19 protein-coding genes are annotated in these 13,974 nt (G+C 41.8%); 1 reads left to right on the plus strand and 18 read right to left on the minus strand.

The features are described from left to right. Nucleotides 1-126: 126 nt before the first annotated feature. The 4 genes from B9Y67_RS17915 to B9Y67_RS17930 all read right to left on the minus strand — a co-directional run bounded on the left by B9Y67_RS17915 (nt 127) and on the right by B9Y67_RS17930 (nt 2,513). A complete protein-coding gene (locus B9Y67_RS17915; RefSeq protein ID WP_085508740.1) occupies nt 127-642 on the minus strand; it encodes a DUF3907 family protein in 516 nt (171 codons plus the stop codon). 41 nt (nt 643-683) lie between these two features. After that, complete coding sequence (locus B9Y67_RS17920) at nt 684-1,097, minus strand: hypothetical protein (protein ID WP_085508741.1); 414 nt, start codon at nt 1,095-1,097, stop codon at nt 684-686. A gap of 66 nt (nt 1,098-1,163) precedes the next feature. After that, nucleotides 1,164-1,763, minus strand: coding sequence for an SMC-Scp complex subunit ScpB (scpB, locus tag B9Y67_RS17925; RefSeq protein WP_085508742.1), 600 nt, complete (start codon nt 1,761-1,763; stop codon nt 1,164-1,166). A gap of 3 nt (nt 1,764-1,766) precedes the next feature. After that, nucleotides 1,767-2,513, minus strand: coding sequence for a segregation/condensation protein A (locus B9Y67_RS17930; protein ID WP_085508743.1), 747 nt, complete (start codon nt 2,511-2,513; stop codon nt 1,767-1,769). Nucleotides 2,514-2,821: 308 nt separating this feature from the next. Here B9Y67_RS17930 and B9Y67_RS17935 point away from each other — a divergent pair, with 308 nt between their 5' ends. Beyond that, nucleotides 2,822-3,334, plus strand: a complete 513-nt coding sequence (locus B9Y67_RS17935) for a DUF309 domain-containing protein (protein ID WP_176224044.1) — start codon at nt 2,822-2,824, stop codon at nt 3,332-3,334. A 52-nt stretch (nt 3,335-3,386) separates the two neighbouring features. Here B9Y67_RS17935 and B9Y67_RS17940 read toward each other — a convergent pair whose 3' ends face one another. The 14 genes from B9Y67_RS17940 to B9Y67_RS18005 form a co-directional block, all read right to left on the minus strand. Next, nucleotides 3,387-3,764: a GNAT family N-acetyltransferase gene (locus tag B9Y67_RS17940; protein WP_085508745.1), complete on the minus strand. Its 378-nt coding sequence runs from the start codon at nt 3,762-3,764 to the stop codon at nt 3,387-3,389. Between the two features lie 322 nt (nt 3,765-4,086). Further along, nucleotides 4,087-4,533: a site-2 protease family protein gene (locus B9Y67_RS17945; RefSeq protein ID WP_176224045.1), complete on the minus strand. Its 447-nt coding sequence runs from the start codon at nt 4,531-4,533 to the stop codon at nt 4,087-4,089. 77 nt (nt 4,534-4,610) lie between these two features. After that, a complete protein-coding gene (locus B9Y67_RS17950) occupies nt 4,611-5,048 on the minus strand; it encodes a peptidylprolyl isomerase (RefSeq protein ID WP_085508747.1) in 438 nt (145 codons plus the stop codon). After that, nucleotides 5,045-6,358: a diaminopimelate decarboxylase gene (gene lysA / locus B9Y67_RS17955; protein ID WP_085508748.1), complete on the minus strand. Its 1,314-nt coding sequence runs from the start codon at nt 6,356-6,358 to the stop codon at nt 5,045-5,047. The genes B9Y67_RS17950 and lysA overlap by 4 nt, the downstream gene beginning before the upstream one ends. 231 nt (nt 6,359-6,589) lie before the next feature. After that, a complete protein-coding gene (locus B9Y67_RS17960; protein ID WP_085508749.1) occupies nt 6,590-8,056 on the minus strand; it encodes a spore germination protein in 1,467 nt (488 codons plus the stop codon). A gap of 47 nt (nt 8,057-8,103) precedes the next feature. After that, nucleotides 8,104-8,454, minus strand: a complete 351-nt coding sequence (gene spoVAE / locus B9Y67_RS17965) for a stage V sporulation protein AE (protein WP_085508750.1) — start codon at nt 8,452-8,454, stop codon at nt 8,104-8,106. Continuing rightward, nucleotides 8,454-9,467, minus strand: coding sequence for a stage V sporulation protein AD (spoVAD, locus tag B9Y67_RS17970; RefSeq protein WP_085508751.1), 1,014 nt, complete (start codon nt 9,465-9,467; stop codon nt 8,454-8,456). Before spoVAD ends, spoVAE begins: the two co-directional genes overlap by 1 nt. A gap of 11 nt (nt 9,468-9,478) precedes the next feature. Continuing rightward, nucleotides 9,479-9,934, minus strand: a complete 456-nt coding sequence (gene spoVAC, locus B9Y67_RS17975) for a stage V sporulation protein AC (RefSeq protein ID WP_062446497.1) — start codon at nt 9,932-9,934, stop codon at nt 9,479-9,481. A gap of 17 nt (nt 9,935-9,951) precedes the next feature. Beyond that, nucleotides 9,952-10,368, minus strand: coding sequence for a stage V sporulation protein AB (locus tag B9Y67_RS17980; protein WP_062446499.1), 417 nt, complete (start codon nt 10,366-10,368; stop codon nt 9,952-9,954). After that, nucleotides 10,349-10,972 carry a stage V sporulation protein AA gene (locus B9Y67_RS17985; RefSeq protein WP_085508752.1) on the minus strand — a complete coding sequence of 208 codons (624 nt, stop codon included), beginning with the start codon at nt 10,970-10,972 and terminating at the stop codon, nt 10,349-10,351. The genes B9Y67_RS17980 and B9Y67_RS17985 overlap by 20 nt, the downstream gene beginning before the upstream one ends. 119 nt (nt 10,973-11,091) lie before the next feature. After that, a complete protein-coding gene (sigF, locus tag B9Y67_RS17990) occupies nt 11,092-11,844 on the minus strand; it encodes an RNA polymerase sporulation sigma factor SigF (RefSeq protein ID WP_085508753.1) in 753 nt (250 codons plus the stop codon). Nucleotides 11,845-11,853: 9 nt separating this feature from the next. Then, nucleotides 11,854-12,294, minus strand: coding sequence for an anti-sigma F factor (spoIIAB, locus tag B9Y67_RS17995; protein WP_062446506.1), 441 nt, complete (start codon nt 12,292-12,294; stop codon nt 11,854-11,856). Beyond that, entirely contained in the window at nt 12,291-12,644 is a 354-nt protein-coding gene (spoIIAA, locus tag B9Y67_RS18000; RefSeq protein WP_062446508.1) for an anti-sigma F factor antagonist, read from the minus strand. The genes spoIIAB and spoIIAA overlap by 4 nt, the downstream gene beginning before the upstream one ends. 119 nt (nt 12,645-12,763) lie before the next feature. Beyond that, nucleotides 12,764-13,927, minus strand: coding sequence for a D-alanyl-D-alanine carboxypeptidase family protein (locus tag B9Y67_RS18005; protein WP_085508754.1), 1,164 nt, complete (start codon nt 13,925-13,927; stop codon nt 12,764-12,766). Between the last annotated feature and the right edge of the window lie 47 nt (nt 13,928-13,974).

Genomic DNA, 13,974 nt, shown 5'->3' on the forward strand with positions numbered 1-13,974 from the left:
TGGATAATTTTTTAATCTAACCTCTAAAATATAAAAAGTATGAATCACACCAAAAAAACTGCCCCAGAAGCCTATGACAGACTTCTGGGGCAGTTCCTTATTGGCTTGTGATTGGTTGCCTATCTCTCAGGATGCCGGGCCCTCTTTCTTATTTCCATCCAGGGCAGTTCTCGATTGGTTAGTTGTCTCATAACATTCCAATTCTTGCCGGACTTTTTGAAAAGATGACTCCAGTTTCAACATCAATTTTTTAAAGGAAAGCGGTGGCTCGTAATGATAAAGGATTGCACTTTCCCCAGTATACGCGGCACGGCTGTCCTCATACCAAGTATCACTTTTAGGAGCAAAAAACTCTGCGATACATTGATGGTATATACCGTACAACGTCCGCTCTGCTGCTGCCGTTTTAAACCCTTCCGATTGAAGCAGGACAGCAATGGCGTCTTTAGCTTCATCACAAAACACTTCTAACCTGCGAAGCGACTTCAATAAAGAACGGTAGTATCTTTTTTCTTTACTTCCTTGTTCTTCCATTAAACTATCCAGTTGATGATAATCAAGATAGGCATCTAACTGCTCAACTATTAATGTTAAATAACTTCCTGCCACATTCAGTTGTGCCCGTATCATCTGTTTGCGCATAGCCAGCCTCCTAAGTGGTGAATATCTCATGAAGGTCAATCTCAAGCATGAAGAAATTCCAGGGTGGATTCGAGATCGAATCGCTTGCCATCGCTAAGCTTTAAGAAGGCCTGTTTGGCAGCTTCCCAATTCACATTCGTATACAGTTCCTTATATTTGTCATAATCATTAAGATACACTTTTTTGCGATGTTTATAGCCAGGATTTTTCACAAGTGCAATAAAAGCTGCCATGTCCTTAAGCATGATTTCTTCCTCACCGAACACCATTACCGGGTTTTCCGAAAAAGGTGTAAACTCTTCAGGCTTTTCATCAAAATACCGTAAATATAGTAAAGAAAAACTGTGTTCTTTGCCCTTATCTTCATAAATTACTTCGGAGCGATTGAAAAATTCTTCAGGTGAATTGGACTTTTCTTTTACCAACTCTACGCCTTTCGCAGATATGATTTCCATAGGCTCCCCCTTATCAACATATGATATAAGTATATTTTACCATAACCCTATTGAAAAAGTTGTATATTATTCTTCATCGGGTTGCTTCTCTGAAGCTGGTGCTTTGAATTCTTCAAAGAAAAGGTCGGCTTCTGTCTCCACATCTTCTTCATTCCCTTCTGGTAAAGGGGGCAAGTCTTCTAAGGAGCTTATTCCAAAGTAAGTTAAAAAATCTTTCGTAGTACCATACAAAATGGGACGCCCTATCCCCTCTTTCCTCCCGACTTCTTTAATCAGGGAGCGGGTAGTGAGGGTCTGAATTGCGCGTTCACTCTTCACTCCTCGCAGTTCTTCAATTTCCGACCTGGTAATTGGTTGTTGGTAGGCAATGATAGCAAGCGTTTCCAGGGCGGCTTGTGACAACCGGGATGCATACGGCGTATCTAATAATCGCTTCAAATAGGGAGCATGTTCAGCTTTAGTAGTCATATAGACCATATTGTCCACGGCCATAAGGGCAAGACCGCGTTTATTATCTCTGTAGTCAATTTTCAGGCTATCAAGTATTTCACCTAGCGCTTCTTGTTCTACTTCGAGTACATTTCTGAGTTTATTTGTGTTTATTCCCTCTTCCCCGGCAGCAAAAAGAAGCCCTTCTACTATCCCTTTATACTCATGAATGTCCATTAATTAATCCTCCATTTTATATACCAGCAATTCGTCAAAGTGCTTTTCTTGCACACAATAGATTTCTTTTCCTTTCATCAATTCCAACAGGGCCATAAAAGTTACGACAATATGTTGGCGGGATGGCTCCGGAAAAAGTTCAAAAAAACTAACAGCGTTTCCTGAGCTATTAATATACTCCTTAATTTCAGTCATTCTCGTTTGTATCGGGATTTCATCACGTTGAATTTTGGTGTCGGTACGACTCCTCTCCTGTTTTTTACGGCCTTTCAGTATTTTAGCCATAGCTCCCAGGATGTCATAGATCGACCCCTCGCCTTCACGCACCACAGGCTTACCGTCTTGAAAATCTTCGAGGTTCGAAGGGGGTTTTGTATACGTTCGGTCAGCATTTTCTTCCTTGTGTTTAAGGTGCAACGCGGCATCCTTATATCTGCGGTATTCAATCAAACGCCTCATTAACTCTTCCCTGGGGTCTTCTTCCAGATCTTCTTCATCATCCAAATCAAAAGATTGATTGGGTAAGAGCATCTGGCTTTTCATTGCTAACAGGCTTGCTGCCATGACTAAATATTCACTTGCTATATCCAGCTCCAGTTCTTGCATCGTATGGATGAAAGTCATATACTGTTCTGTTATATCAGCGACAGGAATATCGTAAATATCGATTTCATACTGGTTGATCAAATGTAAAAGAAGATCCAACGGTCCCTCAAATGCGTCTATCTTTACTTGATAACTTTGTTTCATATATGTATTTCCTCCACATTCCATTGGAATGATATCAATACCGCCTAAACAAAGAGCGGTATACTCCTTTAGTATCGTAAGATGTATCTTACCAAAAAATCAAAGCTTCGTTAACTGCAAGATACAAGGAGCGGTGAATAAAGTGGCGTTTTTACATTAAACCTCGTATTGTTCATTTCGTTTATACTTATAAAGCCATTTAGTCCAGAAATAGACAGATAACAAACACTTGTCATAAAAATTTGGTGATTCTTTCTTCGCCCTCATATATGTTACACTCATGGTATCTTCTAAGAAGGAGCAATGTAATGATTTATCCCCAAGCCTATACAGATTTTCTAGCCCATTTCAATGGAACGAAGGACTTTTTTGAATGTCATGAAGTATTAGAAGAATATTGGAAAGAAACTACCCCATGCCACCGTGAGTCTGTCTGGGTATGGTTAATTCAGTTCGCTGTAAGCCTATACCATTACAGACGGGGTAACGAAAATGGCGCCATCAAGCTGTTAAAACGTCTGGAACGCACCTGGAATGTCCAGGCAGACAATTTAGAAAGCCTGGGATTACATGCGCATGATATAAAGATTACATTAACCGAAGTTCACGAATCACTGCGACAAAAAAAACCTTATTATAATGTTAATATATCAATACTGGATTCTGACCTGCAGGCTATCGTTCATAGAAAATGTCTGTACTGGAATGTTCCTTATAACAGGGAAACAGACCCTGGCGACTACTTCCTTACTCATAAACATAAGTTAAGAGACCGTCATTCAAGCGAGACAGTACAAGTAGACCAGCTAAGCCAAAAGTAAATCCCTTACCTAAATGAAATAAGCGCATGTCAACGACATGCGCTTATTTTTATCAGGCTTCAGCAGATTTAGCATCTGAACCAGTTGTGCAGCACTTTTCTAAAAAACCACTTGTGGCTTCGTCAGCACATACGTGATATTGGTCCTTATAAAAGCCCTTCACGCCTTGCACCATCTTTTTACCAATGCCCATATTTCGATGAGAAGGGTTGACAGTGACATGTTGAATCACCGCTCGTTCGCCTTCTTCTAATCGGACACCGACTGCCCCGAGGATATCTTCGTCCTTCCAAAGGAATAACTGCCAATCCTCATTGGTTTCATATTCTTTTATGGTTTGCTGGAGCTTCTTGACATCCTTCTCTTCTGGCATGAATGACAACAGCCCCATTGCAATTTTTTCAAATGTTTTCTTATAACGAATTAACATAGTAACCCCTCATTATGAAAATAACTTTCCTACTCCCATGATGGGCAGGATAAAGGCTGTTTCCTTAATAACCAGCCAAGATCATCTTATTACTATTTACCGCTTCAACCGATCATGGACAGGTGAAGCAATCAATCATTTATGGCTGAAATATATGCATATTTTTATAGTGCTATGAAAAACCAGTAGTATAATCCCCATAGTATGCTAAAGGTTAATAAAACGATAAACAAAATCACATTTTTCTTTCTCATTCAGCTTCCCCCGTGTTAATAACCTTTTTAAGCTTCAACGAATAGCATAAGCTAAACTAAAAAATTATTCAAGTTGTCTTATGTAATTGTTTATTTAATAATATATGGAAAAAACGATAGCCATCCGAATATTTTCCCTTCCAATAAAAGGGGATCAGATTGACAACTGATAAATATAAATTGAACCATAGAAAGGTATTACCTTCTTCTAACCATAGATAGAGCAAGAAAAAAAAGAACAGGTTCATCAGCGGTCCGCTTAAGGTAATCATCGCCTCTCTCCAAAGAGAAATTCCACAGTTATGCCTGCTCTCTGTATGACCGCCAAGGAAGAATATAGCGTGTATATATAAATGAAGCTTCCCCATTTTGATTTGAATCAATTTCGGTCCAAAGCCGATCCGCACCTTGGCTTCCCCCTGGTTGATTAGCACTGTCGGAATGGCATGCCCTAATTCATGGATTAAGATACCCAAAGGAACTACCCAGATCATAGCTGTCAAAAATTCCAACAAACGGTAATCTCTCCCCTCCCGTAAGGATATCATAGATAGAAAAATAGTGAGCCGAAACAGGCCCACTATTCTCCTACTTACTCTTCATCCCACACGCGGACTTCTTTCATTGTATCTCCCGGTTTGATATTCAAGACTGTATCCATTCCTTCAGTAACTTGTCCGAATACAGTATGGACGCCGTCTAAATGCGGCTGAGGTTCATGGACCAGAAAGAACTGACTGCTTCCTGTATCTTTCCCGGCATGGGCCATTGAGAGTGACCCGGCAACGTGTTTGTGCGGATTCCCTTCCGTTTCACATTTAATTGTTTTACCGGAGCCACCACGGCCAGTTCCGGTCGGGTCTCCTCCTTGTGCTACAAAACCAGGGATTACACGGTGGAAAATGACTCCATCATAGAAACCACTGTTGGCTAATTCTTCAAAGTTGGCTACTGTTCCCGGTGCATCTTCCGGGTAAAATTCCAATAAAATTTTTTCTCCTGTTTCAAACGTAATGCTGCCTTTTTTCATGTAAGACTCTCCTCTCCTTTTTTATAAGAGCAATCTAACCTTAGCAAATCTTCATAGCTTTCCCGCTCAATGACCAGTTGATGTTCGCCATTTTCCACGAAAACTACAGCAGCTCTTGGAAAACGGTTGTAATTATTAGACATCGAATAGCCATAAGCGCCAGTACTCATTACAGCAAGAATGTCATGATGAGATACTTCCGGTAGCTCCACATCCCATATTAGCATATCTCCGGATTCACAGCACTTCCCTGCTACGGAAACTTTTTCATGCAATGGAGCGTCCATTTGATTGGCAACAACAGCTTCATATTTCGCATGATACAATGCCGGCCTTAAGTTATCAGTCATACCGCCATCCACAGAAATATACTTTCGGACCCCGGGAATTTCTTTTATAGAGCCGATAGAATATAAAGTAACCGCGGCATCACCGACAATCGCACGGCCCGGTTCTATCCAGATTTCCGGTATTGGATAATTACGCACAGCAGCCTGTTCATTAACTTCATTGATAAGCGCGTGGGCATAGGCATCTAATTCCAGGGGATCATCATCTTTCGTATAACGGATGCCGAAACCTCCTCCCAGGTTAAGTACATCAGCTATAAACCCGTATTTCTCCCGCCATTCTCCCATGGAAGTGAACAGCTTTTTAGTCGCCATTAAAAACCCGCTTGTTTCAAAGATCTGTGAACCGATATGGCAATGGAGACCGATTAGATGTATGCGTTCAGTTGCATGGATACGTTCAAACGCTGCGTCAGCCTGACCACTGGATAAGTCAAAACCGAACTTAGAATCCTCCTGGCCGGTCAGAATATAGTCATGGGTGTGTGCTTCAATACCCGGTGTCACTCTTAACAGCACATCCATTTCTTTCTGCTTCTCTTCAAGGATAGCGGTTAGCAAATCAATTTCATAGAAGTTATCGACCACGATACAGCCGATTCCTTGTTCTACAGCCATCTCTAATTCATCTACACTTTTATTATTGCCGTGGAGATGGATCTTTTCTACCGGAAAGTCTGCCTTAAGCGCCGTATATAATTCACCTTGAGAGACGACATCAAGACTCAGGTTTTCCTGTTTAGCTACTTGCAGCATCGCCACAGAAGAAAAGGCTTTGCTGGCATAGGCAACCTGAGCCTTCATTCCTCTATCTTCAAATGTTTTTACGAATGCACGGGCATTTTTACGGATACGCTCGACATCATATACAAATAATGGAGTGCCATACGTTTCTGCTAATGACACTGCATCAATTCCTCCAATAAGTAAATGGCCTTGCTCATTATATGGTAAACTCATGTAGTTCCTTCCTTCCTCTATCAACCATCCAAAATATTTTGATTACTTTCTCCTTTATCATACGGATTGGACCAGTTCAGGGAAACGGCTTCATTTCCTTTTTTCGAAACGTACAATAATTGTTTCAGGAGAGCCACAATCAAAAAAGAATGCCCCCAGTGAGGGAAAGACATTCTTATTTGTAAATTATATTAAATTTATCATATGGTGCTAAAACCGGCAAATACCAAATTACGGCTGCCGGTTATTATTTTGTGGATGGACGATACTTGGCCGGACTTTGGCTAATGGAACAGAAAGACGGAATAATATTTGCATCATTGCCTTCATATTGAATGGCAAAAACGGCCAAAAATAAGGCGTGTTTAATGATTTTGTTCGTGCCAAGGCAAGGATATATATCGTAAAACCAATAGTAAATCCTTTCACTCCAAAGAATGCAGTAAACAACAATAGAAGGATTCTGCTGATTTTATTTGCTACACTCAACTCATAACTAGGCGTAGCAAAAGTACCGATAGCCGCTACCGCCACATACAATATTACTTCAGGCACAAACATGCCAACATCAATGGCAATTTGTCCGATTAGTACAGCAGCTATCAAACCCATCGCAGTTGATAGGGGGGTGGGGGTGTGGATGGCTGCTATCCTTAAAAATTCAATTCCGATATCTGCTATTAATATCTGAATGACGACAGGTATACTGCTTTCTTCATTTGGACCAATGAAAGCAAGTGGTTCAGGAAGCAGAGAAGGCTCCATAACCATCAGCAGCCAGAATGGCAGTAAAAACACGGAAGCAAACATACCGATGAACCGAATCCACCTGATGAACGTCCCAACCACCGGCGATTGCCGATATTCCTCCGCATGCTGGACATGATGAAAAAAAGTAGTAGGAGTAATGATCATACTTGGGGTTGTGTCTACCATAATTAAAACATGCCCTTCAAAGAGGTGGCTGGCAGCAACATCAGGTCGCTCTGTATAGCGGACCAGTGGAAAAGGATTAAACCCTTGTTTCACAATATATTCCTCTACCGTTTTATCAGCCATTGAAAGACCATCAATTTCAATATTCTTTACCTCTTCTTTTACAAGTTTCACTAATCCTGGATCAGCCACGTCTTTCAGGTAAGATATACATATATCTGTTTTTGACCTTGTACCTGATTTGACAATTTCATGACGCAGCCTTCCGTCCCTGATTCTTCTTCGTGTCAAAGCTGTGTTTTCAATAATATTCTCTGTATAACCATCCCGTGATCCACGGACGACTTTTTCGGTATCGGGCTCCTCAGGTGACCTGCCCGGATAGGATCTCACGTCAATGATGAACGCTTTTTTCTCACCCTCAACAAAGATGACAGCCAACCCTGATAATAATTGAGTAATACATTCTTCCATCGATTCAGCAATTTCGACTTGTTGATGGACAAGGTGTTCATATATTCCTTCAAACACTTTACGTGTTCTTGGTTGTTCCGCTTCCCACTCCATCAATTCTTTCATCAACTCAATGACATAGGCAGTATCAACAAGACCTGTGACATAATACATATTCAGCTTTCGTCCCAAAATCGGAAACTGCCGGAAACCTACATCAAAGGATTCTTCGATGCCTACTTGTTCATCCATGAATTTTTCAATATCATGTAAACGTGACATCACACTGGTTTCTTTTTGCTTCTCCATGACGTTCTCCTTTCTCTACCGCCCGTCTAAGTTAAGGTCCGGATTCTTTACCCTTTTGGTTTGAAAATGACAGCGACCAGAAATCCGAACAATATTGCTGAGGCGATACCGGCTGATGTAAGCTGGAATATTCCAGTTGCTATTCCGATAAAACCGTGCTCTTTCGTTTGCTCCATGGCACCATGAAGCAAGGAATGGCCGAAGCTTGTAATAGGGACGGTCGCTCCCGCTCCAGCAAATTCAATCAAGTTATCGTATAAATCAAAAGCATCCAGGACGGCTCCCGCTACGACAAAGGATGACATGACATGAGCCGGCGTCAGCTTTGCAATATCCAGCAGCAGCTGCCCGATGACACAAATGCCTCCTCCAACCAGGAATGCCCAAAGATAAACCATCATGCTCCCTCCTCTCGCATGAGTACCACACCATGAGCAATCGCAGGAATGGACTCCTTCTGCTGAACCATGGTCGGACTCATCAACGCCCCAGTAGCTACTACAAGAATTTTGTTGTATTTTCCTGATGCCAGGTCATCCAGCAACTTCCCATAGGTCACAACAGCTGAGCAGGCACATCCACTACCTCCACTGAAGACAGGCTGGTCACTATGATAGATCATCAAGCCACAATCATTATGCACCTCTTCTACATCAAATCCATCTTCCTTCAGCATATCCCGTACGATAGGAGTTCCGACAGAAGATAGATCCCCAGTGGCAATCAAATCATAATCTTTCGGGGAGCGGCCCATGTCCTGAAAATGATTCTTGATCGTATCGTAAGCAGCTGGTGCCATCGCCGAACCCATATCGAATGGATCCTTTGTGCCATAATCCATGACCCGGCCGATTGTGGCAGCCTCCACTCGTATGTTTGATTTCTGTTTAGAGATCATTACGGCACCACTTCCTGTGACAGTAAATGTGGCTGTCTTTGGTTTTTGCCCACCATATTCCGTTGGATAACGGAACTGCCTCTCTGCTGTGGCGTTATGTGAACTTACAGCCGCAATTACTTGATCTGCAAAACCTCCATCTATTAATGAAGCACCGGTAGCCAACGTTTCCATGGATGTCGAGCAGGCACCAAACATACATAGAAAAGGTATACCCAACTCCTTAGCAACATAATTCGCAGTAACATTTTGATTAAGTAAGTCACCGGCAAGGAACAAATCCATCTCTGAGCGATCTTTGCCAGATTTTTGTAAACAGGCATGGACTGCATCCTTCATCAATTGGCGTTCAGCCAGCTCCCAATTGTCTTGATTGCAATGTAATTCCTGGTACGTTCGATCAAAACTCTCTCCTAAAGGACCAGCTGCTTCCAGCGGACCTACAGCTGTGCCTGCAGCGTTAATATAGATGGCACTGTTATATAACCAAGACTGCTGTCCCATTTTACCCATGATTGTTCCTCCTAGAAGAAATGTTGCCAAGTATATCTCAGCATGCCAAGAACATATGCTGCTACTACTCCAAATACGATGACTGACCCGGCAAGCTTGAACAAGTTGGTTGCTACGCCAAGAACTAAACCCTCACTCTTATGTTCAAGAGCGGCAGATGTTATCGAGTTAGCAAATCCAGTGACCGGCACTGCCGATCCCGCACCAGCAAACTGGCCGAGTTTATCGTATACACCGAAGCCGGTTAACAAAGCAGCTGTAAAGATTAATGTCGTTACTGTAGGATTGACCGCTTCTTTTTCAGAAAAGTTTAGTACATTCACGTAAAAGTCTGTCACCGCCTGGCCGATGACACATATCAACCCTCCAACGATAAAAGCCTTCAGACAGTTCCAAAAGTAATTTGGTTTTGGCTGGTAATTTTTAATGGTTTTATTATATTGAGCCTGCACAAATTTATCGCTCATGTTATTACCTCCAAGTTTCATTTCACGAATAGAAGCCAATGGAATAATGAGCCGGTTATTTTACCCAGCACTAGAGCCATCATTAATAACAACAATTGCCCCTCCATCCCGATTCGTTTCGTAAGGAGGGGGAATACATTCAATACTTCTGTAAGCGCTGCGGCCAGCATACCGATAAATATCCCGTGCAGTAAGCCCCAAATGCCAATGACAACATCAGGCAGAAATATAGCCTGATCACCGAAAGAGAGATATATTCCAGCAAAGGTTCCTATGATTACAGCTGATTCGTAGCTTCGTACTTTATTAGTGGCACCGCTTAATTGCATCAATCGCGGGATGATTCCCAAGACAGTCAGGAAAGCAACAAAACCAGTCCCTACTGCTATTCCTGCAGCCAGTCCTATCAGGATTTCAAGAAGAATGGTTATCATCGTCGTTTTCCACCTTATTTTCATTAACGGCTACATAGGAATCCATACTCTGTTGATACTTAAAAACTTCTACTTCTAACGGGGACGGTTCTTCATTGATTTTTTTATTAAAAACATGATTAAAAAATAGGATCATACCAAGTCCAAGCCCTATCGAATAAGGGATTTGAATCCAAACAGGATGTTTTTTCTGTTCTCCTGTAAGCATAAAATGAAGTTTTTGATGCACCGCTTCCATACTCACATCATAGTGAAAGTTCATGATTGCCATAGCTGCACCTACAAATAACAACACCCATATGCCCGCCACCATCCATAAAGGAGGTTTTCGCTTCTTGGTAGCAATAGTAATGATCGTCTGCGGAGGCCCTATGAGCTGAACTTCAACTTCTGGAAATGACTCAGCAATTTTTTCTATTACTACAAAACCATCAATAACAATGAGGTTTTTGTCTTTTTTCGTTATATAGTGAAGTGGCAGTGTTTCCATCTTTTCTTTTAAAGTTATTGAACAAGCGAGATAGGCGATGTCTTTAAGGAGAACAGGGCGATAACTTGTCATATCCACCTTTTTCCGCAGCCGAACATATACAATATTTCCCATAAAAACTACCCTTTCGACCTGAGCCTTTATTTCTTAGTATGGATAGTAACCGGAAAAACATGCACTTGTAGGAAGACATACAAAAAGACGCATCGTAGGCAATGCGTCCATCGTAGAGATTAATCAGGCTCCATTTGCTCTTTAATCTCTTTCAATATTTTCTTTTCTAACCTGGATACCTGTACTTGGGATATGCCAAGCCGTTCTGCCACTTCCGTCTGTGTCTGATCCTTGAAATAGCGAAGATAAATAATCAGTCGTTCTCTTTTATCCAGTTTGCGGATGACATCCTGGAGCATCATTTTATCAAACCACTTGGTATCATCTTCAGCCATCTGATCCAGTAAGGTAATAGGATCACCATCATTTTCATATACGGTTTCATGTATAGATTGAGGCGCCCTGCCTGCTTCTTCAGCAAGTACCACTTCTTCTGTAGTCATTTCCAGCGCCTTAGCCATCTCCTCGATGGTCGGCGATCTGCCAAACTCTTTGGTCAATTCTTCTTTTTTCCGCCGAATCTTATTGTTTGTCTCTTTCAATGACCTGCTAACTTTTACACTGCCGTCATCACGGATGAAGCGTTGTATCTCACCAATAATCATCGGCACTGCATAAGTAGAGAACTTCACTTCATAGTTCAAGTCGAATTTATCTACGGACTTCAACAACCCGATACAGCCGATTTGGAACAGGTCTTCCTGATCGTAACCACGGTGGATGTATCGCTGCACTACCGACCATACCAATCGGACATTTCTTTCGACTAACAAATCTCTTGCTTCCTGATCACCCTCTTGACTCCGGGCGATCAATGCCCTGACATCTTCATCAGTCAACCGCTTATTTTTTTGACTCACATCCACATTCATCGCAGACCCCTAATTACAATACGCTTTATTTGTACTTAAATGCTTGATCAAGCGGACCGTCGTGCCTTCTTCAGGGCTAGAAATGACATCGACTTTGTCCATGAAGTTCTCCATGATCGTGAATCCCATTCCTGAGCGTTCTAATTCCGGTTTCGATGTGTATAATGGCTCTCTCGCCTCTTCAATATCCGCGATCCCTTCTCCGTGGTCTTGAATCATCAGCTCCATCTCGCCATCATCGAGCGAGCAGGAAATATATATTTTCCCATCCGGACGTTCATGATAGCCGTGGATAATCGCATTAGTAACTGCTTCGGATACAACCGTCTTAATTTCTGTGAGTTCTTCCATCGTAGGGTCAAGCTGGCTTACGAATGCGGCAACTGTCACACGAGCGAATGACTCATTTTGACTGATACTGGAAAACTCCAGGTTCATACTATTTTTCATGAAGCCACCCCCAGCATTTCTAATGCGAACTCTTCATTATCAACAAGCTTCATGATTTTGAACATGCCCGATAAATCAAAGAGTCGTTTGACTTCAGGAGATATAGAGCAAATAACCATTTCTCCTCCCATTGCATTGATTTCCTTGTATCTTCCTAAAATCACACCAAGACCAGAGCTATCCATGAAATCCAGTCCCTCCAAATTCAAGATAACATTTCGTACCTGGTGCTGATTAAGAATCGCTTTCCATTCTTTCTTAAGACCCTCCGCTTCATGGTGATCCAATTCACCAACCAACCGAACAAGAAGGACGTCTTCTTTGCGGGCAAAATCGACACTAAGACTCACTATGCTTACCTCCTCTTTCTTTGCGTTAGTGAGTCTTTTTCTTTACTGACTTCCTGATTTCCTGCATGGTGACAAAACTAGTGAAGATACGCTAAATGTTTAGCTTAATTGACATTTTGTCACCGGTGGGCCATCTTACCCAGCGTCCTTTTGAAGAGCTGCCACACGTTACCTTGTTTAATATTCGTTTCCGCTACCAAAGGAACTTCAGTAAGTACTATTTCCCCCTGCATCACCTTCAAGGTAGCTAATTGACTTCCCTTTTCAATCGGAAGCTTAACCTCACTTTCGTACTCTAAAGAGGTCGTGATATTTTCCAAATTTTCACCCTTACGCTTCAATAAAGTGACAGGTGTTTTGGTGACAAGATCCAATTGAGGGGTATCTGCTCGATCTAACTGTAAAGTGGTCATCGCATATCCTTTATCATAGAGTTGCTCTGTTTCAAACTGGTTATATGAGTAATCAAGCATCCTGGCAATATTCGCATTTCTCTCTTTTGGTGTCTTCGCCCCCATGACTACCGCTATCATACGCATGCCATTCTTCTCAGCAGTCGCAGTCAGACAATATTTAGCTTCATTCGTATAGCCGGTCTTCAGCCCATCGACACCTTTATAGTGCTTGACCAGCTTATTTGTATTTACCAGCCAAAACTCATTTTCCTGCCCTTTTCTCAAGTAATCTTCATAGATGCTCGTGTAGTTTGTTATATCTTCATACTTTAATAAATTTTGAGCCATTACTGCCATGTCATAAGCTGTACTGTAATGGTTTTCTTCTGGAAGCCCTGTCGTATTTTGAAATTTGGTATTTTTCAGGCCTAGTTCCTTAGCCTTATCATTCATTTTTTGGACAAAGGCTTCTTCACTTCCCGCTATTCTCTCCGCTAACGCAACACTGGCATCGTTACCAGAGGCCACAGCTACTCCTTTGAGAAGATCTGCTACAGTCATTTCTTCTCCGGCTTCAAGAAATATTTGAGACCCTCCCATTGATGCAGCACGCTCACTGATTCTGACACTTTCTTCAAGCGCTATGGTTTTATCCTCTAAGGCTTCCATAATCAAAAGCAATGTCATTATTTTTGTCATGCTTGCCGGGGGCAGTTTTTCATGGGCATTCTTATCATAAAGGATGGTCCCGCTACTGTTCTCCATCAGTACTGCCGACTTAGTTCCTTCCGTAAGTTCTATTTGATTGGACTCCTGTCCATAGGTTACGGGGATGAGTAACGTATTTACCAGCAAGAATACTGTAAAATAAATGGCTATCTTCTTCATTCACTTTTCCCTCCATTCATAGTTATAGTTATATTTTCCAACCATCT

The organism is Thalassobacillus devorans, from assembly GCF_900176565.1.
GTDB lineage: Bacteria > Bacillota > Bacilli > Bacillales > Halobacillaceae > Thalassobacillus > Thalassobacillus devorans_A.

What these genes read in the sequence shown, in the direction of transcription:
- B9Y67_RS17915 (WP_085508740.1), bottom strand. Translation starts at nt 642, where the DNA reads ATGCGCAAACAGATGATACGGGCACAACTGAATGTGGCAGGAAGTTAT.
- B9Y67_RS17920 (WP_085508741.1), bottom strand. Translation starts at nt 1,097, where the DNA reads ATGGAAATCATATCTGCGAAAGGCGTAGAGTTGGTAAAAGAAAAGTCC.
- scpB (WP_085508742.1), bottom strand. Translation starts at nt 1,763, where the DNA reads ATGGACATTCATGAGTATAAAGGGATAGTAGAAGGGCTTCTTTTTGCT.
- B9Y67_RS17930 (WP_085508743.1), bottom strand. Translation starts at nt 2,513, where the DNA reads ATGAAACAAAGTTATCAAGTAAAGATAGACGCATTTGAGGGACCGTTG.
- B9Y67_RS17935 (WP_176224044.1), top strand. Translation starts at nt 2,822, where the DNA reads ATGATTTATCCCCAAGCCTATACAGATTTTCTAGCCCATTTCAATGGA.
- B9Y67_RS17940 (WP_085508745.1), bottom strand. Translation starts at nt 3,764, where the DNA reads ATGTTAATTCGTTATAAGAAAACATTTGAAAAAATTGCAATGGGGCTG.
- B9Y67_RS17950 (WP_085508747.1), bottom strand. Translation starts at nt 5,048, where the DNA reads ATGAAAAAAGGCAGCATTACGTTTGAAACAGGAGAAAAAATTTTATTG.
- lysA (WP_085508748.1), bottom strand. Translation starts at nt 6,358, where the DNA reads ATGAGTTTACCATATAATGAGCAAGGCCATTTACTTATTGGAGGAATT.
- B9Y67_RS17960 (WP_085508749.1), bottom strand. Translation starts at nt 8,056, where the DNA reads ATGGAGAAGCAAAAAGAAACCAGTGTGATGTCACGTTTACATGATATT.
- spoVAE (WP_085508750.1), bottom strand. Translation starts at nt 8,454, where the DNA reads ATGGTTTATCTTTGGGCATTCCTGGTTGGAGGAGGCATTTGTGTCATC.
- spoVAD (WP_085508751.1), bottom strand. Translation starts at nt 9,467, where the DNA reads ATGGGTAAAATGGGACAGCAGTCTTGGTTATATAACAGTGCCATCTAT.
- spoVAC (WP_062446497.1), bottom strand. Translation starts at nt 9,934, where the DNA reads ATGAGCGATAAATTTGTGCAGGCTCAATATAATAAAACCATTAAAAAT.
- B9Y67_RS17980 (WP_062446499.1), bottom strand. Translation starts at nt 10,368, where the DNA reads ATGATAACCATTCTTCTTGAAATCCTGATAGGACTGGCTGCAGGAATA.
- B9Y67_RS17985 (WP_085508752.1), bottom strand. Translation starts at nt 10,972, where the DNA reads ATGGGAAATATTGTATATGTTCGGCTGCGGAAAAAGGTGGATATGACA.
- sigF (WP_085508753.1), bottom strand. Translation starts at nt 11,844, where the DNA reads ATGAATGTGGATGTGAGTCAAAAAAATAAGCGGTTGACTGATGAAGAT.
- spoIIAB (WP_062446506.1), bottom strand. Translation starts at nt 12,294, where the DNA reads ATGAAAAATAGTATGAACCTGGAGTTTTCCAGTATCAGTCAAAATGAG.
- B9Y67_RS18005 (WP_085508754.1), bottom strand. Translation starts at nt 13,927, where the DNA reads ATGAAGAAGATAGCCATTTATTTTACAGTATTCTTGCTGGTAAATACG.